Below are 23,868 nucleotides of genomic sequence, written 5' to 3'. Positions count from 1 at the left end.
TTTAAACCTTGCAATTAAATAATAGGAATGATTGATGCGTATTTTAGGAATAGACCCAGGCAGTAGGAAATGCGGGTATGCTATCATTTCTCACGCTTCTAACAAGCTTTCTTTAATCACGGCCGGGTTCATTAATATCACCACGACACGCTTGCAAGAGCAAATTTTAGACTTGATAGAAGCCTTAGATTGTTTATTGGATCGTTACGAAGTCCATGAAGTAGCGATTGAGGATATTTTCTTTGGGTATAACCCTAAAAGCGTGATCAAACTCGCGCAATTCAGGGGGGCGTTGTCCTTAAAGATTTTAGAAAGGATTGGTAATTTCAGCGAATACACGCCCTTGCAAGTCAAAAAAGCCCTAACTGGTAACGGGAAAGCCGCTAAAGAGCAAGTGGCCTTTATGGTCAAACGCTTGCTTAACATCACAAGCGAAATCAAGCCTTTGGATATTAGCGATGCGATAGCCGTTGCTATCACGCATGCGCAACGCTTAAAGCTCCACTAATCACCATTTGTAAGCCACTTCAAAACGCGCATTAAAACCAGGCTCGGCGATCGCTCTTTTAATAGCGTCAGTGCCTGGCATATCCGGGCTCATGACATAGGGGCTTGTTTGATCCACATAGAATTTGTTGAAAACATTATTGAACACGGCTGAAAGCAACAAACCTTTCCAGCGGCTTTTGGTTTTAGGACTCCAATTGATATAAAAATTACTCACGCCATAGCCCGGTTTGTGCATATGCACTAACCCTAATTTAGATCCGCATTTGGCTAAATCGGTAGGGGTTTTGGGTTTCTCAGCCGTCCCATAATCGGGCAAATAAATATCAAACCCGCAATAATCCAAACCGGTAACAAAGCGGCTAAGCCATGCAAGATTGATCCCTGTTTTGGGGATGGTGTAATCCAATTTAATGATAAAAACATTACCGGTGCTTGCGGCAAGCTCATAGCTATCCGCCATTAAATACCCCCTAGTGGTGGGCCAGGTACGCGAGATCCCTACATTCAAACTCACGCCCTTGTATCTAAAAGTCCCACCCACTTCATAGCCATAAATGCGAATCGCTTGATTTAAATTGGTTACGATCAAATTTTGCGCGTATTGTGAGATGAAATTATCCAAAGCTTGATAGAACGCCGCAGCCCTCCCGCTAAAATACTGGCTTGAATAATCAATATTAAATTCAGCGTTAGAGCCCACTTCAGGCTTGATGTTTTTAGCGTATCGTAAATCGTTTTGACGCATGTACACGCCATCTCCTGGCATAACCCCCCTTGTAACTTGAGAATAAGTGATTTTTAAAGATAAAGGCTCAATGGGGCTTAGCACAAGAGCCGCGCTAGGGCTAAAGCCTTGAGTGTAGCGGTGGTTCCAATCCTTGTCATAAAGCGTGTAGGCGTCCCACCTAACCCCCGCTCCAAAAGTGATGATTTTATGAGGCGAGTAATTCGCTTGCACGTAGCCTCCATAAATATTCCCGTTCGCTTTCCCTCTTTGGCATAGCGTAGGGTCATTGGGGTTATTATCCACAAGAGAGCAAGCGATTTGTTTTTGTCCTTTATCATCAGTATAGACTTGATTAGGCCTGTATAATTCTGATTTAGGGATACGAGCGTCAAAAACGCTTAAATTTTGGTAGTTGAATCCGTATTCAAAAAGGCTGTCTGTGGCTTCATCAATCACATGCGCGACTTTAAGGTTTAAGCCGGTGTTGTTTAAAAACAGATTTCTAGGTTGTGAGCTTGGTTTATCCACATCAGAAAAGCTTGGGGTGCAATACCCGCCTTCAACGCATGGGTAATTTTCTCTTTCCCATGCACTCGCTAAAGAAGTGGGGAATTTGGCATAAACGCCATTAGGATCAAATAAAGGATCAAACTGAGCGTTCCTGATGCTTGTATAAAGGGTAAAATCTAATCGTGGGTCGCCAAAAGAATTTCCCGCCTCTCTTTTATATTGTAATGAAAGATTGTTAGCGCTATTAATGGAGTGATACATGTATCTAGTGAAACTATCTAGCACATTAGGACACCCTTGAGCGCCATCAGGGCTAAAAGGGGCTTCACAAGGATAGGCTAACCCTATAGCGTTGCTCCTTAAAGGGCGTGTAGCGTTATCTCGTGTCATGTTCCAGCTGAAAGTGAGCGTGTCTCTGTCGCTCAAATAGCCATTCATTTTAATCAAAGCGTTGTTCTGTTCGCTAGGGGTTCCTGGCTCTTTATCGGCTTGTGTGGGATTGAAAAGGTTTTTCATCGCTGTAGCACCGCTCCTATAATAGAAAATATTTTGGTGTGTGTAGTAAGCGATAATGTCAAAATGTGCATTTTGATAAGCCGATCTAAAAGTCTCCCTGTCCCCAAAATTAGTATAAAAACTCACCGCCCCACTCGCTGCATAATTTTTCCCCCTAGGGATAAAATCAGCCGCTCCTTTAGTCTCCATTTTAATCACTCCCGCAATCGCTCCTGGCCCCGCACTCGCATTCGCCGCGCCTTTAGTAACTTCCACGCTTTTGAGCATGCCAGGGTCAATCACGGTGTTGCCTTGGTGGTGGTAGATATTGCCATTTTGTGCAGCCCCATCCACCGTAACCCTTAAAAGCCTGTCTTCAACGCCTCTCACATAGATTTTCTGCCCCATCACGCTCCCTCCGCCCACATTCACATCAGGGTTAGTCCTAAACAGGTCTTTGACTTCATTGCTTTGGCGTTGATCCAATTCTTTAGAAGTAACCTTAAACTCATTATTGTAAGTGAAAATCCTTTTGGCTTGGGTGGTAACCTTGTTTAAAGTCCGCTCTTCACTATAGCAAGTCTCAGTGAGTAGGGGCAAACATAAAGCGTATCTAAGCTTTGGGTATGATCTTAAAAACATCCAACAACTCTCCTTAAATTTAAAAATTCAAAAAATAAAAATCAAAAAAAAAAACAAAATCCACTAAAACATTGAGGTAGAATAGTATAATAATTATTATTAAAACCAGATTAAAAATAAAATTTTGTTTTTAATCTTTCTTATTTTCATTAATTGTTACGAATAGAAATACTTAAGGGGTTTTTTTATTCTTAAAAAAAGGATTTTTTAAGGAAATTGAATCTTGTTAGTCTTTGTATAACAAATTATGTAATAATCCCCACAAGTAATTGGCTTAGTGCTAGATTACGAAGATTTAAGATCAAATAAAGGAAAAAAGATGGTTAATAAAGATGTGAAACAAACCACTGCTTTTGGTGCTCCCGTTTGGGATGACAACAATGTGATTACGGCTGGCCCTAGAGGTCCTGTTTTATTGCAAAGCACTTGGTTTTTGGAAAAGTTAGCGGCGTTTGACAGAGAAAGGATTCCTGAAAGGGTAGTGCATGCTAAAGGAAGCGGGGCTTATGGCACTTTCACCGTGACTAAAGACATCACTAAATACACTAAAGCGAAAATTTTCTCTAAAGTGGGCAAAAAAACCGAATGCTTCTTCAGATTTTCCACTGTGGCTGGTGAAAGAGGCAGCGCGGATGCGGTAAGAGACCCTAGAGGTTTTGCGATGAAGTATTACACTGAAGAAGGTAACTGGGATTTAGTGGGGAACAACACGCCTGTTTTCTTTATCCGTGATGCGATCAAATTCCCTGATTTTATCCACACTCAAAAACGAGATCCTCAAACCAATTTGCCTAACCATGACATGGTATGGGATTTTTGGAGTAATGTTCCTGAAAGCTTATACCAAGTCACATGGGTTATGAGCGATAGGGGTATCCCTAAATCTTTCCGCCACATGGATGGTTTTGGCAGCCACACTTTCAGTCTTATTAACGCTAAGGGCGAACGCTTTTGGGTGAAATTCCACTTTGAAACCATGCAAGGCGTTAAGCACTTGACTAATGAAGAAGCCGCAGAAATCAGAAAATACGATCCAGATTCCAATCAAAGGGATTTATTCAATGCGATCGCTAGAGGGGATTTCCCAAAATGGAAATTAAGCATTCAAGTGATGCCAGAAGAGGACGCTAAGAAGTATCGATTCCATCCGTTTGATGTAACTAAAATTTGGTATCTCCAAGATTATCCGTTGATGGAAGTGGGCATCGTAGAGTTGAATAAAAATCCTGAAAACTATTTCGCAGAAGTGGAGCAAGCGGCATTCACTCCGGCTAATGTGGTTCCTGGAATTGGCTATAGCCCTGATAGGATGTTACAAGGGCGCTTGTTCTCTTATGGAGACACACACCGCTACCGCTTAGGGGTTAATTATCCTCAGATACCGGTTAATAAACCAAGATGCCCATTCCACTCTTCTAGCAGAGATGGTTACATGCAAAATGGGTATTACGGCTCTTTACAAAACTATACGCCTAGCTCATTGCCTGGCTATAAAGAAGATAAGAGCGCGAGAGATCCTAAGTTCAACTTAGCTCATATTGAGAAAGAGTTTGAAGTGTGGAATTGGGATTACAGAGCTGATGATAGCGATTACTACACCCAACCAGGTGATTACTACCGCTCATTGCCAGCTGATGAAAAAGAAAGGTTGCATGACACTATTGGAGAGTCTTTAGCTCATGTTACCCATAAGGAAATTGTGGATAAACAATTGGAGCATTTCAAGAAAGCTGACCCCAAATACGCTGAGGGAGTTAAAAAAGCTCTTGAAAAGCACCAAAAAATGATGAAAGACATGCATGGAAAAGACATGCACCACACGAAAAAGAAAAAGTAACTCTTTTCTTTGAGCGTTCTTATTTTTTAGGGACGCTTTGTCTTTCAAAATTTAGGTTTTTGGATACTCATCATTCCTTTGGTGGTGTGTCCTACTTTTTCATTCATTCAACGAATTTAAAAATTACAATAAAGAGTTATAGTTATGAAACGAAGGGATTTTATTAAAACGACTGCTTTAGGCGCTACAGGTGCTGTTTTAGGAGCACAGATTTTGCAGGCAGAAGAAAGCAAAGGGAGTGTTGCAAAAAAATATAAAATAGAGGCTGAGTACAGCATTGATTTTGATTCTGCAGAACACACTTCACTTTTCATTCCCATGCCAAGTGTTGTAGCGAGCAATGTGCATTTACAAGGCAACCATGCTAGCTATGAAAGCATGCTTAATTTTGGAGTGCCTTATTTGCAAGTGGATTTTTTAAAAAGCGCTCAAAAAAAGCAAGTCCATTTGTCTTATGAGATCGCTAGCTATCAATTGAATGAGCGTTTGTTTGAAACGAGCGATTTTGTAGCAATGGGGCGTTATGAAAGAGACGATGCGAGCGTGGCTAACATTGCCAACCAGCTCAAGGGAACAACCCCTAAAGAAAGCGTCCGTAACTTTTATGCGTTCATCAAGCATGACATGCCTAAGAGACAGAAGGCTTTAGAGGGTAAAGAAAATTTGCCTAAACGAGATAGTTTGCCTTGGTTTGCAACCATTTCACAAGAGAGCATGTTTGTGTCCTTATGCCATGCGTGCGGGATTAAAAGCGCTGAAGTGCAAGGCTTGAAATTGGCTCAAAACAGCGTGGTGAAAAACGCTCCTAGAGTGGAAGTGTATTTGAAAGATTCATTTCTAGCGTTTGATTTTCAAAATAATCACAAGGAAGTCTTTATCCCATTGAATCGCCATAAAGACATGCAGTTAGATTCTGCCTTATTGGCGACTTTTGGCGATGCCTTTGCCCTTGTGGATGGTAGGGATTTAGGCAATTACGAGAGCAAACTTTTTGAAAAAAGAGTGTCCTATACGATTGTCTAAAGGTATGAGATTTAGGAATATTCCTTGATAGCGGGCTTTCCTTTTTAGGGAGAGTTTGCAAAAAGGGTTTAAAGGGTTATCTTTATGCGAGAATTTTTTAAGAAACTTGGCACAGAATACGCTTCCAAGCTGTTTTTAATTTATTGGCTTAGATGGATGTTGAGCGCGTTGGTGATGTTGCCTTTTATGGAGGTTTTTTATTATTTCAATTTTCCGTTGTGGCTCAATCTTTTCTTAGGGCAAACCATTGGAGCGGTGATTTTTTTCAAGTTGGATAAGTTGATTTTTTCTAAAAAATGACTTTATAAGCTCAAAAAGCCACTAAGCTTTTTCTTAAGCTTTTGTATTTTCCTAAGCTTTTTTGAGGAATTCAGACTTTAAAGACAAACTCTGCCCTTCCACTTTACAATCCACATTGTGATCGCTATTGACAAGTTTGATGTTTTTGATTTTGGTGCCTTTTTTAAGCACTAAAGATGAGCCTTTAACCTTTAAATCCTTAATGAGAATGACCGAGTCCCCATTTTGTAAAAGATTATTGTGGCAATCTTTAACGATCAATTCTTCATCATTAACTTCATTTTCATTCCATTCATACAAACAACTAGAGCAAATCAGTTGCGTGCCATCATGGTAGGTGTAGGCGTCGTTGCATTTAGGACATGGGGGTAAATCTTGCATGATAATCGTCCTTATCGTGGTATTAGGTTGACGATATTACCTAAATCAAGGTTATAAAACGCTTTATTTTGACAAGTATCAACCCCATAAGATCGCATGATGAAAAATTACCACTTGCTTAGCGCAAGCCATTTAATATTTTAAAAAATTCTTTTAGATTTTTTTAATGCTATCAATTTAAATTTTTTCTAGTTAGTATTCAAAAAGCTCTTTCTAAAAATAGGTTACTAAATGTTACTAATAAGTTAAAATTTATTAAAATAATCATAATGATTAAAGCTTTTAACCACTATTGTAGAAAAATAACAAGAGGGTTTGCAAAAACTCTCATTAAAAACAAGAAAAACAAGGAGCAAAAAAGATGAAAAAAGCGGGCTTTCTTTTTTTAGCGGTGGTAGCTATCGCTGTTATGAGTTTAAACGCTAAAGATCCGAATGTGTTGCGTAAGATTGTTTTTGAGAAATGTCTGCCTAATTATGAGAAAAATCAGAATCCTTCGCCATGCATAGAAGTCAAACCCGATGCCGGCTATGTGGTTTTAAAAGATATTAACGGCCCGTTGCAATATTTGTTGATGCCAACGACTCACATTAGCGGTATTGAAAGCCCTTTGTTGCTTGATCCTTCTACGCCTAACTTTTTTTACTTATCCTGGCAAGCGCGCGATTTTATGAGTAAAAAATACGGCAAACCCATTCCTGATTATGCGATCTCTTTGACGATCAACTCTAAAAAAGGGCGATCGCAAAACCATTTTCACATCCATATTTCTTGCATTAGCCTTGATGTGCGCAAACAGCTGGATAATAATCTAAAAAAAATCAACAGCCGTTGGTCGCCATTACCGGGCGGTTTGAACGGGCATAAATATTTGGCGCGTCGGGTAACAGAGAGCGAATTAGCGCAAAAAAGCCCATTTATCATGCTTGCTAAAGAAGTGCCTAACGCGCATAAACGCATGGGGGACTATGGCTTGGCGGTGGTGCAACAAAGCGATAACTCCTTTGTCTTATTAGCGACACAATTTAACCCATTGACTTCAAATCGCGCTTCAGCCGAAGAGATTCAAGATCATGAATGCGCGATTTTGCGCTAAAGCGAGTTAGATTCTTAAGCTTGAGCGATAGTCTTTAAAAAGCATTATGGGGGTAGTGTTACAAAACCCCCTATTTCCTTATGAATTTGACCGATCTTTTTGATTAACAAAACTTTAAAATCCGCAACCAATCATTCTAAAAAGCTATTTAGGAACAACTTTTGCTTTATTCTGCATAGATTGAATTTCTTTAAATTAAAGGATAACCATGCTTAGGTCTTTATGGTCTGGTGTCAATGGGATGCAAGCCCACCAAATCGCTTTGGATATTGAGAGTAACAATATTGCGAATGTGAATACCACTGGGTTTAAGTATTCTAGGGCTTCTTTTGTGGATATGCTCTCTCAAGTCAAACTCATCGCTACCGCGCCCTATAAAAATGGGTTGGCAGGGCAGAATGACTTTTCTGTGGGGCTTGGGGTAGGCGTGGATGCGACGACTAAAATCTTTTCACAAGGCAATATCCAAAACACGGATGTCAAAACCGATCTAGCGATTCAAGGCGATGGCTTTTTTATCATTAGCCCTGATAGGGGGATCACGCGCAATTTCACTAGAGATGGGGAGTTTCTTTTTGACTCGCAAGGGAGTTTGGTTACCACCGGCGGGCTTGTGGTGCAAGGGTGGGTGAGAAACGGGAGCGATACCGGCAATAAAGGGAGCGATACAGACGCTTTAAAAGTGGATAACACCGGTCCTTTAGAAAACATTAGAATTGATCCTGGAATGGTGATGCCAGCTAGAGCGAGTAACCGCATTTCTATGAGGGCGAATTTAAACGCTGGAAGGCATGCGGATCAAACAGCGGCGATATTTGCTTTGGATTCTTCAGCCAAAACCCCTTCAGATGGCATTAATCCGGTGTATGATTCAGGCACGAATTTAGCTCAAGTCGCTGAAGACATGGGATCTTTATACAATGAAGATGGCGACGCTCTTTTATTGAATGAAAATCAAGGGATTTGGGTGAGCTATAAAAGCGCGAAAATGGTCAAAGACATCCTCCCCTCTGCAGAAAACAGCACGCTTGAGTTGAATGGGGTTAAGATTTCTTTCACTAACGATTCAGCGGTGAGCCGGACTTCAAGCTTAGTGGCGGCTAAAAATGCGATCAATGCGGTCAAAAGCCAAACGGGCATTGAAGCTTATTTAGACGGCAAGCAATTGCGTTTGGAAAACACCAACGAATTAGACGGCGATGAAAAGCTTAAAAACATTGTGGTCACTCAAGCCGGGACCGGGGCGTTCGCTAACTTTTTAGATGGCGATAAAGATGTAACGGCTTTCAAATACAGTTATACGCATTCTATTAGCCCTAATGCGGATATTGGGCAGTTTAGGACCACTGAAGACTTGCGCGCCTTAATCCAGCATGATGCTAATATCGTTAAAGATCCTAGTTTAGCGGACAATTATCAAGATTCAGCCGCTTCTATAGGGGTTACAATCAACCAATACGGCATGTTTGAAATCAACAATAAAGACAATAAAAATGTCATTAAAGAAAATCTTAATATCTTTGTGAGCGGGTATTCTTCAGACAGCGTAACGAACAATGTTTTGTTTAAAAACGCGATGAAAGGGCTTAATACCGCTTCTTTGATTGAAGGAGGAGCGTCAGCGAGCAGTTCTAAATTCACCCACGCTACGCATGCGACAAGCATTGATGTGATAGACAGCTTAGGCACTAAACACGCCATGCGCATTGAGTTTTATAGGAGTGGGGGGGCGGAATGGAATTTTAGAGTGATCGTGCCTGAGCCTGGGGAATTAGTAGGGGGGTCAGCGGCTAGGCCTAATGTGTTTGAAGGAGGCCGTTTGCATTTTAATAACGACGGATCGCTTGCAGGCATGAACCCGCCTCTTTTGCAATTTGACCCTAAAAATGGCGCTGATGCCCCCCAACGCATCAATTTAGCTTTTGGTTCCTCAGGGAGTTTTGATGGGCTAACGAGCGTGGATAAGATTTCTGAAACTTATGCGATTGAGCAAAACGGCTATCAGGCGGGCGATTTGATGGATGTCCGCTTTGATTCAGACGGGGTGCTTTTAGGAGCGTTCAGTAATGGCAGGACTTTAGCGCTCGCTCAAGTGGCTTTAGCGAATTTCGCTAACGATGCGGGCTTACAGGCTTTGGGCGGGAATGTCTTTTCTCAAACCGGAAACTCAGGGCAAGCCTTAATCGGTGCGGCTAATACGGGGCGCAGGGGTTCAATTTCAGGATCCAAACTAGAGTCTAGTAATGTGGATTTGAGCCGGAGCTTAACGAATTTGATTGTGGTTCAAAGGGGCTTTCAAGCGAACTCTAAAGCGGTAACCACATCCGATCAAATCCTTAATACCCTATTGAATCTCAAGCAATAAACCAAAGGATTACTCTAATACAATATAATAGGGGCTAATTTAAAGATTAAGGTTTAGTATGCATGAATACTCGGTCGTTTCTTCTTTAATCGCTCTTTGCGAAGAGCATGCGAAGAAGAATCAAGCCCATAAGATTGAAAGAGTCGTGGTCGGTATTGGTGAAAGAAGCGCTATGGATAAGAGCTTGTTCGTGAGCGCGTTTGAGACTTTTAGAGAAGAATCTTTGGTGTGTAAGGACGCTGTTTTAGACATTGTGGATGAAAAGGTTGAATTGGAATGCAAGGATTGTTCGCATGTTTTTAAGCCTAACGCATTAGATTATGGGGTGTGTGAGAAATGCCACAGCAAGAATGTCATTATCACTCAAGGCAATGAAATGCGTTTGTTGTCTTTAGAAATGTTAGCGGAATAACTGATGCAAGAAGAATTGAACGCTTACCAGCAAGAAATTGAAGACACTAGAGGAATTTTAAAAAAAATCCGTTTGGAATTGAAGCAAGTCCAAGAAATCTTGCGTAAGAAAAAGAGCGTTTTAAAAGGTTTGAAGCAAGAAATCTGTCAAAAGAAATTAGAAAAAGAAAACTCCCGCTTAAACAAAGAAACACAAAATACAGAAGAAGATGTGATTTTCCCCAAAGCCCTTGAAGAAGTGGAGGTTTATGCTAAAGACAATCAGGTTATTATGGCTAAACCATGTAAGCGTTTATTCAATGAAGGGCTTTATTTGCAATACCGCAGCGTTTTGCGCGAAAACAGGCTTTTAAAAAACCATCTTTCTAAAAAAGATTTTGAAAATTCGTTGCTCAAAATTGAATTGAGAGATTTGCATAAAGAAATCAAGCTCTATCAAGTCCAAAACCTTTTGAAAGACAAATAATGCCCACGATTTTAGTGAGCGCTTTAGAAGCGAGCTCTAATGCACATTTAGAGGAATTACGCCACAATTTGCCTAAAGATTATCGTTTCATTGGGGTGTTTGAAGGGGAAGAAGCGCTCTATAGCCCTAGAGAATTTTCTGTCATGGGTTTTAGAGACGTGATAGGCCGTTTAGGGTTTTTACTCAAAGCCCATAAAGAAATGGTCCAATTAGCTAAGCAAGCGGACATGGTGCTTTTAATGGATTCTTCTTCTTTCAATATCCCCCTAGCCAAAAAAATCAAAAAACAAGACCCGTATAAAAAAATCATGTATTATATTTTACCTCAAGTTTGGGCATGGAAAAAATGGCGCGCTAAAAGCCTTGAAAAATACTGCGACTTTTTGGGGGCGATTTTGCCTTTTGAAGTGGGCTATTACCAAAAAAAAGCCCAATATGTGGGACACCCCTTACTAGATGAAATTAAATATTATAAAAAAGATATTAAGGGCGAAACTCTGGTGTTTATGCCAGGAAGTCGAAAAAGCGAAATCGCTAAAATATTCCCTTTATTTGTCAAAACGGCTCAAATTTTAGAACAAAACGAAGGGTTTAAAAGGCGTGTGTTGGTCGTGCCGAGCTTCTTTAAGGGGTTGGATTTGAAAGCCCTTTATGGAGAAGGCATTAAATTATTTGAAATTTCTTATGATGCGCATAAGAGTTTGTTTGAAGCGGAATTTGCGTTCATTTGCAGCGGCACAGCGACTTTAGAGGCTGCTTTGATTGGCACGCCTTTTGTGTTGGCGTATAGGGCTAAAACGATGGATTTTTTGATCGCTAGAATGTTTGTCAATTTGCATTATATAGGTTTAGCGAACATCTTTTATAACGCCTTAAATGATGAGACTCCAGGGCTTGGGGAGAGCCAATTACACCCGGAATTGATCCAGCATTTTTTGAGCGTAGAGAGCTTGTTAAAAGCGTATGAAGAAATGGATAGAGAGCGCTATTTTAAAGAAAGTTTGAGATTAAGGGAATATTTAGCCAGTGGGAGCGCGAGAAAAATCGCTAATGGAATGGCTTTTTTGCTGAATTTAACTTAATTTTTACTATAATCTCTACTGAATAAGCTTAGGAGATTAAATGAACAAAGAACCTATGAGTATGCATGGATACAATAAAATTTGCGCGGAATTAAAGCAATTAAAAGAGGTGGAACGGCCTAATATTGTGAAAGAAATTGATATTGCTAGAGGGCATGGGGATTTGAAAGAAAACGCTGAATACCATGCCGCTAAAGAAAAACAACGCTTCATTGAAGCGAGAATCGTGGATTTAAGCGAAATTGTCGCTAACGCTCAAGTGATTGATCCGAGCGTTTTGGCTCATAATAAAGTGAGTTTTGGGAGCACGATTAAAATCCTTAATTTAGACAACGATAAAGAGTTTTCTTACACGATAGTAGGGAGCGTGGAGAGCGATCCGGCTAAAGGGTTAATCTCTTTTGGTTCGCCGATCGCTAAGAGCTTGATCGGTAAGAGCAAGGGCGATGCGGTGAGTATTCAATTGCCTAATGGGGAGAGCGATTTTGAAATTTTAGACATTTATTATAAAGAGATTTGTTTTGATGAAAATTAAAATCCAAAAAATCCACCCGAACGCCCTTATCCCTAAATACCAAACCGAAGGTTCTTCAGGCTTTGATTTGCATGCTGTAGAAGAAGTAACGATCAAACCTCATAGCGTGGGGTTGGTGAAAATAGGGATTTGTTTGTCTTTAGAAGTGGGGTATGAATTGCAAGTGCGCACCCGTAGCGGTTTGGCTTTGAATCATCAGGTGGTGGTGTTGAATTCTCCTGGCACGGTGGATAATGATTATAGGGGCGAAATTAAGGTCATTTTAGCGAATTTAAGCGATAAAGATTTTAAAGTTCAAGTAGGGGATAGGATCGCTCAAGGGGTGGTTCAAAAAACTTATAAAGCCGAATTTATAGAATGCGAACGATTAGATGAAACTTCAAGGGGTAGTGGGGGGTTTGGCAGCACAGGAGTGAGTAAGGCATGAGCATTAAGGAAAATTTAGAGCAAGTTAGAAACGAATTTAAAAGCGATGAAAAGCTTTTAGAGGGGGCGTTTAGGTTAGAAAAGTTTTTCAAACGCTACAAGTGGGTGTTGTTGTTTATCGTGGTGGCTTTTATCGCTTATTTAGGGGATACAAAATTACAAGATTATAAGCACGAGCAAACGAGAGAACGGATCACTCAAATTTATAATGAAGTGCTAGAGAGTCCTAATAATATAGCCTTGCAAAAAAGATTGAAAGAAGTCGCCCCAGAGTTGTATGATTTGTATCAATTCGCCAGAGCGAGTGAAAGAAACGATGCAAACGAGTTTAAAAAACTTTCGCAATCTTCTAATGAAATCGTTAAAACTTTTGCCAAATATTCTTACGCATCGCTCTCTAGAGATAAAAACTTGCTTGAAAAAAGCCCCATTCTTAAAGAAATGAGTGCTTTACAAGAAGTGAACTTGTTGTATGAAGAAAATTCTAAAGACGCGATCAAAAAAGCGCATCAAAGTTTATCCGCTATCCCTCTAAGTTCTTCACTATATGCTATAATCTCTGTTTTAAAACACTATGGAATGTTAGAAGATATTCAGCAAAACCCTTCCAAACCAACCAATCTAAAGAAAGAAACTATTCAAGGAACGCATTGATTTGATGAATAAACCATTTTTAATCTCACTCATAGCCCTAATTGTCTTTAGCGGCTGTAACATGAAAAAATATTTCAAACCCGCTAAACACCAGGTTAAAGGCGAAGCGTATTTCCCTAACCATTTGCAAGAAAGTATCGTTTCGTCTAATCGTTATGGAGCCATTTTGAAAAATGGAGCGGTTATAGGCGATAAAGGTTTAACGCAGCTAAGAATCGGTAAGAATTTCAATTATGAAAGCAGTTTTTTAAATGAGAGTCAGGGGTTTTTCATCCTTGCGCAAGATTGTTTGAACAAGATTGATAAAAAAACAAGCAAAAGCAAGGTGGCTAAGACTGAAGAAACGGAATTGAAATTAAAGGGCGTTGAAGCGGAAGTCCAAGATAAAGTCTGTCATCAAGTGGAATTGATTAGCAATAATCCTAACGCCAGCCAACAATCCATCATTATTCCTTTGGAGACTTTTGCCTTGAGCGCGAGCGTTAAAGGGAATCTTTTAGCGGTGGTGTTAGCGGACAATTCAGCGAATTTATACGACATCACTTCTCAAAAATTGCTTTTTAGCGAAAAAGGTTCCCCAAGCACCACGATCAATTCTTTAATGGCGATGCCTATTTTTATGGATACGGTCGTGGTGTTCCCTATGTTAGATGGGCGCTTGTTAGTCGTGGATTATGTGCATGGAAATCCCACGCCCATTAGAAACATTGTTATCAGCAGCGATAAGTTTTTCAACAACATCACTTACCTTATCGTAGATGGCAATAACATGATCGCTTCTACAGGGAAAAGAATACTCTCAGTCGTGAGCGGTCAAGAGTTCAACTATGATGGGGATATTGTGGATTTGCTTTATGATAAGGGGACTTTATATGTGCTGACTTTAGATGGGCAGATTTTGCAAATGGATAAGAGTTTGAGGGAATTAAACAGCGTGAAACTGCCCTTTGCTTCGCTCAATACCATTGTATTAAACCATAATAAATTGTATTCTTTAGAAAAGCGTGGGTATGTGATAGAGGTGGATTTGAATGATTTTGATTCGTATAATGTCTATAAAACACCAACTATAGGCAGTTTTAAGTTTTTTTCATCCAATCGTTTGGATAAAGGGGTGTTTTATGATAAAAATCGGGTGTATTACGATCGCTACTATTTAGATTATAACGATTTTAAACCAAAACTTTATCCCGTTGTGGAAAAATCTGCATCTAAAAAATCTCAAAAAGGCGAAAAAGGGAACGCTCCTATTTATTTGCAAGAAAGGCATAAAGTCAAAGAAAACAAACAGACTTTAGAAGAAAACAAAGTTAAGCCAAGAAATAGTGGGTTTGAAGAAGAAGTTAAAACCAGAAGGCCTGAGCCTATTAGGGATCAAAATAACGCCACCCAACAAGGCGAAACAAAAAACAATGAAAGTAAAAACGTTCCTGTCTTAAAAGAAAACGCCGCTAAAAAAGAAGCGCCAAAACCAAATTCTAAAGAAGAAAAACGCCGCTTGAAAGAAGAAAAGAAAAAAGCCAAAGCCGAACAAAGAGCGAGAGAATTTGAACAAAGAGCGAGAGAGCATCAAGAAAGAGATGAAAAAGAGCTTGAAGAAAGAAGAAGAGCTTTAGAAATGAATAAGAAGTAGGCCTATGCCAGCTAGACGATCTTTTACAGATTTGAAAAACCTAATTTTATGCGATATAGGCAACACGCGCATCCATTTCGCACAAAACTACCAGCTCTTTTCAAGCGCTAAAGAAGATTTAAAGCGTTTGGGTATTCAAAAGGAAATTTTTTACATTAGCGTGAATGAAGAAAATGAAAAAGCCCTTTTAAATTGTTACCCTAACGCTAAAAATATTGCAGGGTTTTTTCATTTAGAAACCGACTATGTAGGGCTTGGGATAGACCGGCAAATGGCATGTTTAGCGCTAAATAATGGCGTGGTGGTGGATGCGGGGAGTGCGATTACGATTGATTTAATTAAAGAGGGCAAGCATTTAGGAGGGTGTATTTTGCCCGGTTTAGCCCAATATATTCATGCGTATAAAAAAAGCGCTAAAATTTTAGAGCAACCTTTCAAAGCATTAGATTCTTTAGAAGTTTTACCTAAAAACACCAGAGACGCTGTGAATTACGGCATGGTTTTGAGCGTCATCTCTTGTATCCAGCATTTAGCCAAAGATCAAAAAATCTATCTTTGTGGGGGCGATGCGAAGTATTTGAGCGCGTTTTTACCCCATTCTGTTTGCAAGGAGCGTTTGGTTTTTGACGGGATGGAAATCGCTCTTAAAAAAGCAGGGATACTAGAATGCAAATGATGCAGAATTTGAGTTTTTTGGGCATGTTTTTAGCCGCTTTGAGCATGTCTTTAGGGCATTGTGTGGGCATGTGTGGGGGGATTGTGAGCGCGTTTAGTCAAATAAGATTTTCTAAAGTTACAAGCTTTTCTTACCAGCTCACTTGCCATGCCCTTTATAATGTAGGAAGGATCAGCACCTACATGCTCTTAGGGGCTATAACGGCAGGTTTAGGGCATAGTCTTAGCGTGAGCATGGGTTTTAGGGGCATTTTATTGATTGGCATGGGAGTTGTTTTAATCCTTTTAGCGCTCTTGGGATCTAAAGCGGAAAAATTAAGCTTTCAAATCCCTTTTATTTCTTTTTTGATGAAAAAAACCTTGCAATCTCAAAACATTCTAGGGCTGTATTTCTTAGGCGTGTTGAACGGGTTTTTACCTTGCATGATGGTGTATTCGTTTTTAGCGAGCGTGATTCTCAGTCATAGCGCGTTTATGGGAGCGATGCTAGGCCTTTCTTTTGGGCTTGGCACTAGCGTGCCGTTGTTTTTAATGGGGATTTTTTTAAGCAAAATTTCCATTTCTTACAGGAAATTTTTCAATCTTTTGTCTAAAGGCTTAATGGGGGTTTTTGGGCTTTATGTCCTTTATATGGGGATCATGCTCATTAGCCACAAAATGTCTCATGCGATGCACCACAAAAGCGATATAATGCACCATCAAAACAACGCCACACCACAGCAAGAGAGCCACCATGAACACTAACAAAGCCCTTTTTTTGGACAGAGACGGCATTATCAATATTGATAAAGGCTATGTGAGTCAAAAAGAAGATTTTGAGTTTCAAAAAGGGATTTTTGAATTGCTAAAGCATGCGAAATCTTTAGGCTACAAACTGCTTTTAATCACTAACCAATCCGGGATCAACCGAGGCTATTACACCCTTAAAGTTTTTGAAAACCTCACTGAATACCTCCAAGAAAGCTTGCTTAAAGAATTAGGTTTTAATTTGGATGGCGTCTATTTTTGCAGGCACGCCCCAGAAGAAAATTGCGCTTGCAGGAAGCCAAAACCCTTTTTGATTTTACAAGCCGCTAAAGAGCATCAAATTTGCTTGGAGCGATCTTTTATGATAGGCGATAAGGAGAGCGACATGTTAGCCGGCTTGAACGCTAAAGTTAAAAATAACCTTTTATTGAGCACAAATTTTTTAAAAACTCCTCATTCTTGGATACAATGTAAAGATCTTAAAGAGATGATTGATTGGATTAAATAAGGATAATAATGCGTTATATTGATGATGGATTAGAAAATCAAACGATTTTAATCACCGGTGGGGCTGGCTTTGTAGGCAGTAGTTTGGCCTTTTATTTTCAAGAGAACCACCCTAAAGCTAAAGTAATCATTTTGGATAAATTCCGCAGTAACACGCTTTTCAGTAATAACCGCCCCAGTTCTTTAGGGCATTTTAAGAATTTAATCGGTTTTAAGGGTGAAGTGATCACGGCTGATATTAATAACCCCTTAGATTTAAGGCGTTTAGAAAAGTTGCATTTTGATTATTTGTTCCACCAAGCGGCTGTTTCTGATACGACCATGCTCAATCAAGAATTAGTGATGAAAACCAATTATCAGGCTTTTTTAAACCTTTTAGAAATCGCTCAATCAAAAAAGGCTAAGGTGATTTACGCTTCTTCAGCGGGCGTTTATGGCAACACCAAAGCCCCCAATGTGGTGGGCAAAAACGAAAGCCCTGAAAACGTTTATGGCTTTTCCAAGCTTTGCATGGACGAATTTATTCTTTCGCATTCAAGCGATAACATTCAAGTGGGCTTAAGGTATTTTAATGTCTATGGGCCTAGGGAATTTTATAAAGAAAAAACCGCCTCTATGATCTTACAGCTCGCCTTAGGCGCGATGGCGTTTAAGGAAGTCAAGCTTTTTGAATTTGGCGAGCAATTAAGGGATTTTGTCTATATTGAAGACGTGATCCAAGCGAATGTGAAAGCGATGAAGGCTCAAAAAAGCGGGGTTTATAATGTGGGTTATTCCCAAGCCAGAAGTTATAATGAAATAGTTAGCATTTTAAAAGAGCATTTAGGGGATTTTAAAGTGAGCTATATTAAAAACCCTTACGCTTTTTTCCAAAAGCACACCCAAGCGCATATTGAGCCTGCTATTTTGGATTTAGATTACACCCCTTTATACGATTTAGAAAGCGGTATTAAAGATTATTTGCCCCATATCCATGCGATTTTCAAGGAACAGCACGCATGAAAAAAATCCTAGTCGTAGGCGATCTGATCGCTGATTATTATTTGTGGGGGAAGAGCGAACGCCTTTCTCCTGAAGCCCCTGTGCCTGTTTTAGAAGTCAAAAAAGAGAGCAAGAATTTAGGCGGAGCGGCCAATGTGGCTAATAATCTTATCTCTTTAAAAGCTAAAGTCTTTTTATGTGGGGTAGTGGGCGATGATTTAGAGGGCGAGCATTTCATTAGCACTTTAAAAACAAGAGGGATTGACGCTTCAGGCGTCTTAATAGATAAAACCCGTTGCACCACGCTTAAGACGCGCATCATCGCGCAAAACCAGCAAATCGCGCGCGTGGATAAGGAAATCAAAGACCCCTTAAACGCTGATTTAAGAAAAAAACTTTTAGATTTTTTCACAGAAAAAATCCAAGAAATAGACGGCGTGATCCTTTCAGATTACAATAAGGGCGTGTTGGATTTTGAACTCACTCAAAAAATGATCGCTCTAGCCAACCAACACCACAAGCTCATTTTATGCGACCCTAAAGGAAAGGATTATAACAAATATTCCCATGCGAGTTTGATCACGCCTAATCGCGCTGAATTAGAGCATGCGCTCCATTTGAAGTTAGACAGCCATGCGAATTTATCAAAAGCGCTCCAAATTTTAAAAGAAACTTATCAAATCGCTATGCCTTTAGTAACTTTGAGCGAACAAGGCATCGCTTTTTTAGAAAAAAACGAGTTAGTCAATTGCCCCACTATCGCTAAAGAAGTTTATGATGTAACGGGGGCAGGCGATACGGTGATAGCGTCTTTAACGCTTTCCTTGTTAGAATCAAAGAGCCTAAAAGAAGCTTGCGAGTTTGCTAATGCGGCTGCGGCGGTGGTGGTGGGTAAAATGGGGAGCGCGTTAGCGAGTTTAGAAGAAATCGCTTTGATTTTGAACCAAATGCACCCTAAAATCCTCCCTTTAGAAAAGCTGTTAGAAACTTTAGATCAGCAAAAAATCGTTTTCACCAATGGCTGTTTTGATCTCCTCCATAAAGGGCATGCGAGTTATTTGCAAAAGGCTAAAGCTTTAGGGGATATTCTCATTGTGGGGTTAAATAGCGACGCTTCCATCAAAAGGCTTAAGGGGGATAAACGCCCCATAGTGAGCGAAAAAGACAGAGCGTTTCTTTTAGCGAGTTTGTCTTGCGTGGATTATGTTGTGGTGTTTGAAGAAGACACGCCAATCAAATTAATTCAAGCCCTAAAGCCTGATATTTTAGTCAAGGGAGCGGACTATCTCAATAAAGAAGTCATAGGGAGCGAGTTTGCTAAAGAAACCCATTTGATGGAGTTTGAAGAAGGTTATTCCACAAGCGCTATCATAGAAAAAATTAAAAGGACATGCAGTGATTGATGATTTGATTCAAAAAGAATTTTTAGCCCATAAGGAAGCGTTAGAAAAAAGTTTAGAAAGTTTGCAAGAAGCGTTAAAACAAAGCGTTTATCTTTTGATAGAAACCTTAGAAAATCAAGGGAAAATCCTTATTTGCGGTAATGGGGGGAGCGCGAGCGATGCGCAACATTTTGCCGCTGAATTGACTGGGCGCTATAAACTAGAAAGGAAAGGCTTGAGTGCGATAAGTTTAAGCACGGATACCTCAGCTCTCACCGCCATTGCGAACGATTATGGTTATGAAGAAGTGTTTGCCAGACAAGTGGAAGCACTAGGGGTAAAAAACGATGTTTTGATAGGGATTTCTACAAGCGGTAATTCCAAAAATGTCCTAAAAGCTTATGAAAAAGCCAAAGATTTAGGGGTAAAAACGCTTAGTTTAGCGGGGCGTGATGGGGGGAAAATGAAGCCTTTAAGCGATATGGCTTTGATTGTCCCTAGCGATGATACCCCACGAATCCAAGAAATGCATATTCTTATGATCCACATCTTATGCGATTGCATTGAAAGGCATTTCGCTCATAAAAATTATCCCTAAAGGCTATGTGCTTGAATTTAAAAAAATGATCCCACAAAATGCAGTGAAATCAAAGAAAGGATCAAAAAATAACAAAAAACCCAAGTCAGAGCAAATCGTTTGAAAAACAGATTGAAGACCATTTTTTCTGCCTTTGCTTTCGTTCCAACGATCTTTTTTAGATGGCGTCTCCATTGAAAATTGAATTTTTCACAATGACATAATCAACTTTTCGAATCGCTTCAAGGTCTCTCCCGCCTGCATAGGAGATTGAAGATTGCAAATCTTGATGCATTTCAACCAGCGTGTCTTTTAATGATCCTTTATGTTGGATCCAAATTTTCTTGCCTTCAATATTTTTCTTTTCACCTTTTTGGAACTCTGATGCCGAACCGAAATATTCTTTATATGCGACACCATTTTCTATTTTTGTTTCTCCAGATGATTCTTCATGCCCTGCAAAAAGCGATCCAATCATTACCATTGTCGCGCCAAAGCGTATTGATTTTGCAATATCCCCATGCGTGCGAATACCGCCATCTGCAATAATGGGCTTTCTTGCTGCTTTAGCACACCACCTAAGAGCCGCCAGCTGCCAACCACCCGTGCCAAAGCCTGTTTTGATTTTAGTGATACACACTTTCCCAGGCCCGATGCCAACTTTCGTAGCGTCAGCACCGGCGTTCTCTAATTCACGGACTGCTTCTGGCGTGCCAACATTCCCAGCAATCACAAAAGTTTCTGGCAAACGCGTTTTGATGCGTTGGATCATTTCAATGACAGAATTTGAATGGCCATGCGCAATATCGATTGTGATATAGTCTGGCGTTAATCCTTGTTTGGCTAACTCTTCTATCAAAAGATATTCTTCCTTTTTCACCCCAACGCTGATTGAACTGATCCACTGGCGTTCTTTCATTTTTTTGACAAACGGGATTCTTGCCGATCCATTAAAGCGGTGCATGATATAGAAATAGCCATTTTCTGCCAGAAATTCTGCAATCGGTTCGTTGATGATTGTTTGCATGTTGGCCGGGACTATGGGCATTTTAAACGCATGTTTGCCTAGAATAACGGTCGTATCGCATTCTGAACGGCTATTCACAATGCATTTATTAGGAATGAGTTGGACATCTTCGTAATCAAATACTTTCAATGACTTGATCCTTTTTTGCTTTAAAACATTATTTTTACCTTAAATTGAATAAAAAATCAAGAGAAAATGATATAGGCTCGATCAAATTTTGGGCGTCAAAGGCCTTATGAATAACCATAATAAGCAAGGGTTACAATATTGCAAAGAAAACGCTACAATAAACTTTCTCTAATTACAAAAAATAAGGAAATCATAAGATGCTGCAAACCATCAACTTAACGCAACGCTATGCGACTAAAAAATTGTTTGAAAACGTGAATATCAAGCTGGATAAAAACAAGCGCTACGGGCTGATTGGGGCTAATGGTGCAGGAAAATCCACTTTTTTAAAGATTTTAAGCAAGAGTATTGATTGCAGCAGTGGGGAAGTCATTATTACAAGCGGGATGAGAATGGGGGTTTTAGGGCAGGATCAATACGCTTTTGAAGATTTGAGCCTTAAAGATGCGGTTTTGATAGGCAATAAGCGTTTGTATGACGCTATCAAAGAAAAAGAGCGCTTATACACCGAAGGCGATTTGAGCGATGATAAAGTGAATGCTAGGCTAGGGGAGTTAGAAACCATTTGCGTGGAAGAAGATCCCATGTATGAATGCGAAGTGGCGATTGAAAAAATCCTAGAAGATTTAGGCATTCCTAGCTCTAAACACAACGATTTGATGAAAACCTTGCCAAGCAGCGACAAGTTTAAAATCCTTCTCGCTCAAGTCTTATTCCCTAAACCGGACATTTTGCTGTTAGATGAGCCGACCAACAACCTGGATTTAAACGCCATTGAATGGCTAGAAAACAACCTCAAACGCCATGAAGGCACGATGGTAGTCATTAGCCATGACAGGCATTTTTTAAATGCGGTATGCACACATATTTTGGATTTGGATTTTCACAGCGTGCGCGAATTTAGCGGGAATTACGACGATTGGTATATCGCTTCTACTCTGATTGCTAAACAGCAAGAGGCCGAACGCAATAAAAAACTCAAAGAAAAAGAAGAGCTAGAAAAATTCATCGCTCGTTTCAGCGCTAACGCTTCCAAAGCCAAGCAAGCCACCAGCCGCCAAAAACAACTGGATAAATTAGACATTCAAAGCTTAGCGGTATCTAGCAGGAGGGATCCTAGCATTATTTTTAAACCCAAACGCACCATTGGGAATGAAGCTTTAGAATGCGAAAACATCTCTAAAAGTTATGACGACCAAATTATTTTAAATCAAGTGAGCCTGAAAGTGATGCCTAAAGATAAGATCGCTCTCATAGGGCCAAATGGTGTGGGTAAATCCACGCTTTGTAAAATTTTAGTAGAAGAGTTAAAGCCGGATAAGGGCGTGGTGAAATGGGGAGCGACGGTTTTAAAAGGCTATTTCCCTCAAAACGTGAGCGAAGAAATTAGCGGGGAAGAGACCTTGTATCAATGGCTTTTTAATTTCAATAAAAAGATTGAAAGCGCAGAGGTGAGAAACGCTTTAGGGAGGATGCTGTTTAATGGCGAAGAGCAAGAAAAGTGCGTGAACGCTTTAAGCGGAGGCGAAAAACACCGAATGGTTTTATCCAAACTCATGCTAGAGGGGGGGAATTTCTTAGTCTTAGATGAGCCAACCAACCACTTGGATTTAGAAGCGATTATCGCACTAGGTGAAGCGCTCTTTAAATTTGATGGGGCAGTGATTTGCATAAGCCATGACAGAGAGCTCATTGATGCGTATGCTAATAGGATCATTGAATTAGTCCCAAGCCCTAAAGGCGCTTCAATCATTGATTTTAAAGGCAGTTATGAAGAGTATTTAGCGAGTAAAAAATGAAATTACGAGATATTGAAATCGTTCAAAGCGTTTTAGAAGCGATTAAAGAGCCTATCAAAGTTACTGAGATTTATGATAGAGCTAAAGAGCTTTTTGAAAAAGGCGAGATTACAAAAATGTTTGATTGTGGGGGCAACACACCACACCAAAGCGTTAGCGCTTATATTTATACAGCCTTAAACAAGGGCGAAGAGCTGCCTTTTTTGAAAGCGCAAGAAAACCCAATCTTAATCGCTTTAAAAAGCGCGGCTAAAGAGCCGGTTTTGAATACTGAAAAAATAAGCGTTCCAAACGCTAAAATCGTGCATAATAAAATCGCGCATGAAAGGGATTTGCACCCCTTTTTAACTTACATGGCTATTCATAATGAAAATTTGAAATGCTACACGAAAACCATTTTTCACGAAGAGAGTGTGAAATCGCCAAAAGGCACAGACAGGTGGCTTTATCCGGACATGGTGGGGGTTAGGTTTTTGCATGCTGAATTATCCAATGAAAATTTAATCGCTTTTTCTAAGAAATTTGACACTTTGCCCGTTAAACTGGTGAGTTTTGAATTGAAAAAAGAAATCAGCGTGCATAATTGCAGGGAGTGTTATTTTCAAGCGATTTCTAACAGCTCTAATGAGGGGTATTTAGTGGGCCGTCATATTGATACGCACAATCCCCAACTCATGGATTTGTTGAAGCGTTTGCATGCGAGTTTTGGGATTGGCGTGATTGATTTAAGAACTAATGAGGATAAAAGCACTATTTTATTGAACGCTAAATACAAAGAAAAAATTGATTACACCGTGGCTTCAGAGCTTAGCGCGAAAAATGAAAAATTCAGCGGTTTTTTAAAGAGCGTCGTGGATTATGACCCGGCTCACTCATACCGCTATAAAGATGAATTTGATGAGGTTAAAAAGAAAGAGGAGTTATACCCTAACCCATCGCTTTCTTTTTAAA

Annotated in this window: 23 protein-coding genes and 1 pseudogene; 21 read left to right on the top strand and 3 right to left on the bottom strand. The window is 39.9% G+C overall.

Annotated features, from left to right (window positions below; genetic code table 11):
- The first annotated feature begins 34 nt into the window (after nt 1-34).
- A complete protein-coding gene (ruvC, locus tag AYS37_RS03940; protein WP_001221139.1) occupies nt 35-508 on the top strand; it encodes a crossover junction endodeoxyribonuclease RuvC in 474 nt (157 codons plus the stop codon).
- Here the strand turns inward: ruvC and AYS37_RS03935 are convergent, their stop codons facing one another.
- Nucleotides 509-2,884: a TonB-dependent receptor gene (locus tag AYS37_RS03935; RefSeq protein ID WP_000479943.1), complete on the bottom strand. Its 2,376-nt coding sequence runs from the start codon at nt 2,882-2,884 to the stop codon at nt 509-511.
- A 319-nt stretch (nt 2,885-3,203) separates the two neighbouring features.
- Here AYS37_RS03935 and AYS37_RS03930 point away from each other — a divergent pair, with 319 nt between their 5' ends.
- The 3 genes from AYS37_RS03930 (at nt 3,204) to AYS37_RS03920 (ending at nt 6,044) form a co-directional block, all read left to right on the top strand.
- The gene (locus AYS37_RS03930; protein WP_000247350.1) at nt 3,204-4,721 is read left to right on the top strand and encodes a catalase; all 1,518 of its coding nucleotides are present in this window, start codon (nt 3,204-3,206) and stop codon (nt 4,719-4,721) included.
- Between the two features lie 144 nt (nt 4,722-4,865).
- Entirely contained in the window at nt 4,866-5,744 is an 879-nt protein-coding gene (locus tag AYS37_RS03925; protein ID WP_000828902.1) for a twin-arginine translocation signal domain-containing protein, read from the top strand.
- Between the two features lie 84 nt (nt 5,745-5,828).
- Nucleotides 5,829-6,044 carry a hypothetical protein gene (locus AYS37_RS03920; protein ID WP_001206518.1) on the top strand — a complete coding sequence of 72 codons (216 nt, stop codon included), beginning with the start codon at nt 5,829-5,831 and terminating at the stop codon, nt 6,042-6,044.
- Between the two features lie 51 nt (nt 6,045-6,095).
- On the opposite strand, the gene AYS37_RS03915 is transcribed toward AYS37_RS03920, so the two are convergent.
- A complete protein-coding gene (locus tag AYS37_RS03915) occupies nt 6,096-6,425 on the bottom strand; it encodes a zinc ribbon domain-containing protein YjdM (RefSeq protein ID WP_001153392.1) in 330 nt (109 codons plus the stop codon).
- Between the two features lie 269 nt (nt 6,426-6,694).
- Here AYS37_RS03915 and cdh point away from each other — a divergent pair.
- The 15 genes and pseudogenes from cdh to gmhA all read left to right on the top strand — a co-directional run bounded on the left by cdh (nt 6,695) and on the right by gmhA (nt 19,983).
- Nucleotides 6,695-7,521 (top strand): annotated as a pseudogene (gene cdh / locus AYS37_RS03910) (CDP-diacylglycerol diphosphatase).
- 208 nt (nt 7,522-7,729) lie between these two features.
- On the top strand, nt 7,730-9,886 hold the full coding sequence (gene flgE, locus AYS37_RS03905) for a flagellar hook protein FlgE (RefSeq protein WP_000946402.1): 2,157 nt from the start codon (nt 7,730-7,732) through the stop codon (nt 9,884-9,886).
- A 58-nt stretch (nt 9,887-9,944) separates the two neighbouring features.
- Entirely contained in the window at nt 9,945-10,298 is a 354-nt protein-coding gene (gene hypA, locus AYS37_RS03900; RefSeq protein ID WP_000545287.1) for a hydrogenase/urease nickel incorporation protein HypA, read from the top strand.
- Between the two features lie 3 nt (nt 10,299-10,301).
- A complete protein-coding gene (mua, locus tag AYS37_RS03895; protein WP_001154711.1) occupies nt 10,302-10,763 on the top strand; it encodes a nickel-binding protein Mua in 462 nt (153 codons plus the stop codon).
- Nucleotides 10,763-11,845, top strand: coding sequence for a lipid-A-disaccharide synthase (gene lpxB, locus AYS37_RS03890; RefSeq protein WP_001142172.1), 1,083 nt, complete (start codon nt 10,763-10,765; stop codon nt 11,843-11,845). Before mua ends, lpxB begins: the two co-directional genes overlap by 1 nt.
- Before the next feature lie 40 nt (nt 11,846-11,885).
- Nucleotides 11,886-12,380 carry a transcription elongation factor GreA gene (gene greA, locus AYS37_RS03885; RefSeq protein ID WP_001031343.1) on the top strand — a complete coding sequence of 165 codons (495 nt, stop codon included), beginning with the start codon at nt 11,886-11,888 and terminating at the stop codon, nt 12,378-12,380.
- Nucleotides 12,370-12,807, top strand: coding sequence for a dUTP diphosphatase (gene dut, locus AYS37_RS03880; protein WP_000694180.1), 438 nt, complete (start codon nt 12,370-12,372; stop codon nt 12,805-12,807). The genes greA and dut overlap by 11 nt, the downstream gene beginning before the upstream one ends.
- The gene (locus tag AYS37_RS03875; RefSeq protein ID WP_000023045.1) at nt 12,804-13,460 is read left to right on the top strand and encodes a hypothetical protein; all 657 of its coding nucleotides are present in this window, start codon (nt 12,804-12,806) and stop codon (nt 13,458-13,460) included. The genes dut and AYS37_RS03875 overlap by 4 nt, the downstream gene beginning before the upstream one ends.
- 4 nt (nt 13,461-13,464) lie before the next feature.
- A complete protein-coding gene (gene pgbB / locus AYS37_RS03870; RefSeq protein WP_001039630.1) occupies nt 13,465-15,093 on the top strand; it encodes a plasminogen-binding protein PgbB in 1,629 nt (542 codons plus the stop codon).
- Nucleotides 15,094-15,097: 4 nt separating this feature from the next.
- The gene (locus AYS37_RS03865; protein ID WP_001111627.1) at nt 15,098-15,769 is read left to right on the top strand and encodes a type III pantothenate kinase; all 672 of its coding nucleotides are present in this window, start codon (nt 15,098-15,100) and stop codon (nt 15,767-15,769) included.
- Nucleotides 15,760-16,512: a sulfite exporter TauE/SafE family protein gene (locus AYS37_RS03860; protein ID WP_001178267.1), complete on the top strand. Its 753-nt coding sequence runs from the start codon at nt 15,760-15,762 to the stop codon at nt 16,510-16,512. The genes AYS37_RS03865 and AYS37_RS03860 overlap by 10 nt, the downstream gene beginning before the upstream one ends.
- Nucleotides 16,502-17,023, top strand: coding sequence for a D-glycero-beta-D-manno-heptose 1,7-bisphosphate 7-phosphatase (gene gmhB / locus AYS37_RS03855; protein ID WP_001095389.1), 522 nt, complete (start codon nt 16,502-16,504; stop codon nt 17,021-17,023). The genes AYS37_RS03860 and gmhB overlap by 11 nt, the downstream gene beginning before the upstream one ends.
- Nucleotides 17,024-17,031: 8 nt before the next feature.
- The gene (gene rfaD, locus AYS37_RS03850; RefSeq protein ID WP_001269053.1) at nt 17,032-18,024 is read left to right on the top strand and encodes an ADP-glyceromanno-heptose 6-epimerase; all 993 of its coding nucleotides are present in this window, start codon (nt 17,032-17,034) and stop codon (nt 18,022-18,024) included.
- Nucleotides 18,021-19,406 (top strand): D-glycero-beta-D-manno-heptose-7-phosphate kinase, encoded by a 1,386-nt coding sequence (gene rfaE1 / locus AYS37_RS03845; protein WP_000723171.1) that lies wholly within the window; start codon nt 18,021-18,023, stop codon nt 19,404-19,406. Before rfaD ends, rfaE1 begins: the two co-directional genes overlap by 4 nt.
- Nucleotides 19,399-19,983 (top strand): D-sedoheptulose 7-phosphate isomerase, encoded by a 585-nt coding sequence (gene gmhA / locus AYS37_RS03840; protein WP_000564560.1) that lies wholly within the window; start codon nt 19,399-19,401, stop codon nt 19,981-19,983. The genes rfaE1 and gmhA overlap by 8 nt, the downstream gene beginning before the upstream one ends.
- 157 nt (nt 19,984-20,140) lie before the next feature.
- Here gmhA and AYS37_RS03835 read toward each other — a convergent pair whose 3' ends face one another.
- Nucleotides 20,141-21,118, bottom strand: a complete 978-nt coding sequence (locus AYS37_RS03835; RefSeq protein WP_000862218.1) for a GMP reductase — start codon at nt 21,116-21,118, stop codon at nt 20,141-20,143.
- A gap of 197 nt (nt 21,119-21,315) precedes the next feature.
- On the opposite strand from AYS37_RS03835, the gene AYS37_RS03830 reads away from it, so the two are divergent.
- Nucleotides 21,316-22,917, top strand: coding sequence for an ABC-F family ATP-binding cassette domain-containing protein (locus AYS37_RS03830; protein WP_000942116.1), 1,602 nt, complete (start codon nt 21,316-21,318; stop codon nt 22,915-22,917).
- Nucleotides 22,914-23,867 (top strand): COG2958 family protein, encoded by a 954-nt coding sequence (locus tag AYS37_RS03825; RefSeq protein ID WP_000776490.1) that lies wholly within the window; start codon nt 22,914-22,916, stop codon nt 23,865-23,867. The genes AYS37_RS03830 and AYS37_RS03825 overlap by 4 nt, the downstream gene beginning before the upstream one ends.
- Nucleotide 23,868: the final 1 nt, after the last annotated feature.

This window comes from Helicobacter pylori NQ4053 (assembly GCF_000274605.1).
Lineage (GTDB): Bacteria > Campylobacterota > Campylobacteria > Campylobacterales > Helicobacteraceae > Helicobacter > Helicobacter pylori_CV.
This window is presented reverse-complemented; position numbering and strand designations above follow the sequence as displayed.

Excerpts from the sequence above, each read along its gene's own strand:
- ruvC (WP_001221139.1), top strand. The coding sequence starts at position 35 with ATGCGTATTTTAGGAATAGACCCAGGCAGTAGGAAATGCGGGTATGCT.
- AYS37_RS03935 (WP_000479943.1), bottom strand. The coding sequence starts at position 2,884 with ATGTTTTTAAGATCATACCCAAAGCTTAGATACGCTTTATGTTTGCCC.
- AYS37_RS03930 (WP_000247350.1), top strand. The coding sequence starts at position 3,204 with ATGGTTAATAAAGATGTGAAACAAACCACTGCTTTTGGTGCTCCCGTT.
- AYS37_RS03925 (WP_000828902.1), top strand. The coding sequence starts at position 4,866 with ATGAAACGAAGGGATTTTATTAAAACGACTGCTTTAGGCGCTACAGGT.
- AYS37_RS03920 (WP_001206518.1), top strand. The coding sequence starts at position 5,829 with ATGCGAGAATTTTTTAAGAAACTTGGCACAGAATACGCTTCCAAGCTG.
- AYS37_RS03915 (WP_001153392.1), bottom strand. The coding sequence starts at position 6,425 with ATGCAAGATTTACCCCCATGTCCTAAATGCAACGACGCCTACACCTAC.
- flgE (WP_000946402.1), top strand. The coding sequence starts at position 7,730 with ATGCTTAGGTCTTTATGGTCTGGTGTCAATGGGATGCAAGCCCACCAA.
- hypA (WP_000545287.1), top strand. The coding sequence starts at position 9,945 with ATGCATGAATACTCGGTCGTTTCTTCTTTAATCGCTCTTTGCGAAGAG.
- mua (WP_001154711.1), top strand. The coding sequence starts at position 10,302 with ATGCAAGAAGAATTGAACGCTTACCAGCAAGAAATTGAAGACACTAGA.
- lpxB (WP_001142172.1), top strand. The coding sequence starts at position 10,763 with ATGCCCACGATTTTAGTGAGCGCTTTAGAAGCGAGCTCTAATGCACAT.
- greA (WP_001031343.1), top strand. The coding sequence starts at position 11,886 with ATGAACAAAGAACCTATGAGTATGCATGGATACAATAAAATTTGCGCG.
- dut (WP_000694180.1), top strand. The coding sequence starts at position 12,370 with ATGAAAATTAAAATCCAAAAAATCCACCCGAACGCCCTTATCCCTAAA.
- AYS37_RS03875 (WP_000023045.1), top strand. The coding sequence starts at position 12,804 with ATGAGCATTAAGGAAAATTTAGAGCAAGTTAGAAACGAATTTAAAAGC.
- pgbB (WP_001039630.1), top strand. The coding sequence starts at position 13,465 with ATGAATAAACCATTTTTAATCTCACTCATAGCCCTAATTGTCTTTAGC.
- AYS37_RS03865 (WP_001111627.1), top strand. The coding sequence starts at position 15,098 with ATGCCAGCTAGACGATCTTTTACAGATTTGAAAAACCTAATTTTATGC.
- AYS37_RS03860 (WP_001178267.1), top strand. The coding sequence starts at position 15,760 with ATGCAAATGATGCAGAATTTGAGTTTTTTGGGCATGTTTTTAGCCGCT.
- gmhB (WP_001095389.1), top strand. The coding sequence starts at position 16,502 with ATGAACACTAACAAAGCCCTTTTTTTGGACAGAGACGGCATTATCAAT.
- rfaD (WP_001269053.1), top strand. The coding sequence starts at position 17,032 with ATGCGTTATATTGATGATGGATTAGAAAATCAAACGATTTTAATCACC.
- rfaE1 (WP_000723171.1), top strand. The coding sequence starts at position 18,021 with ATGAAAAAAATCCTAGTCGTAGGCGATCTGATCGCTGATTATTATTTG.
- AYS37_RS03830 (WP_000942116.1), top strand. The coding sequence starts at position 21,316 with ATGCTGCAAACCATCAACTTAACGCAACGCTATGCGACTAAAAAATTG.
- AYS37_RS03825 (WP_000776490.1), top strand. The coding sequence starts at position 22,914 with ATGAAATTACGAGATATTGAAATCGTTCAAAGCGTTTTAGAAGCGATT.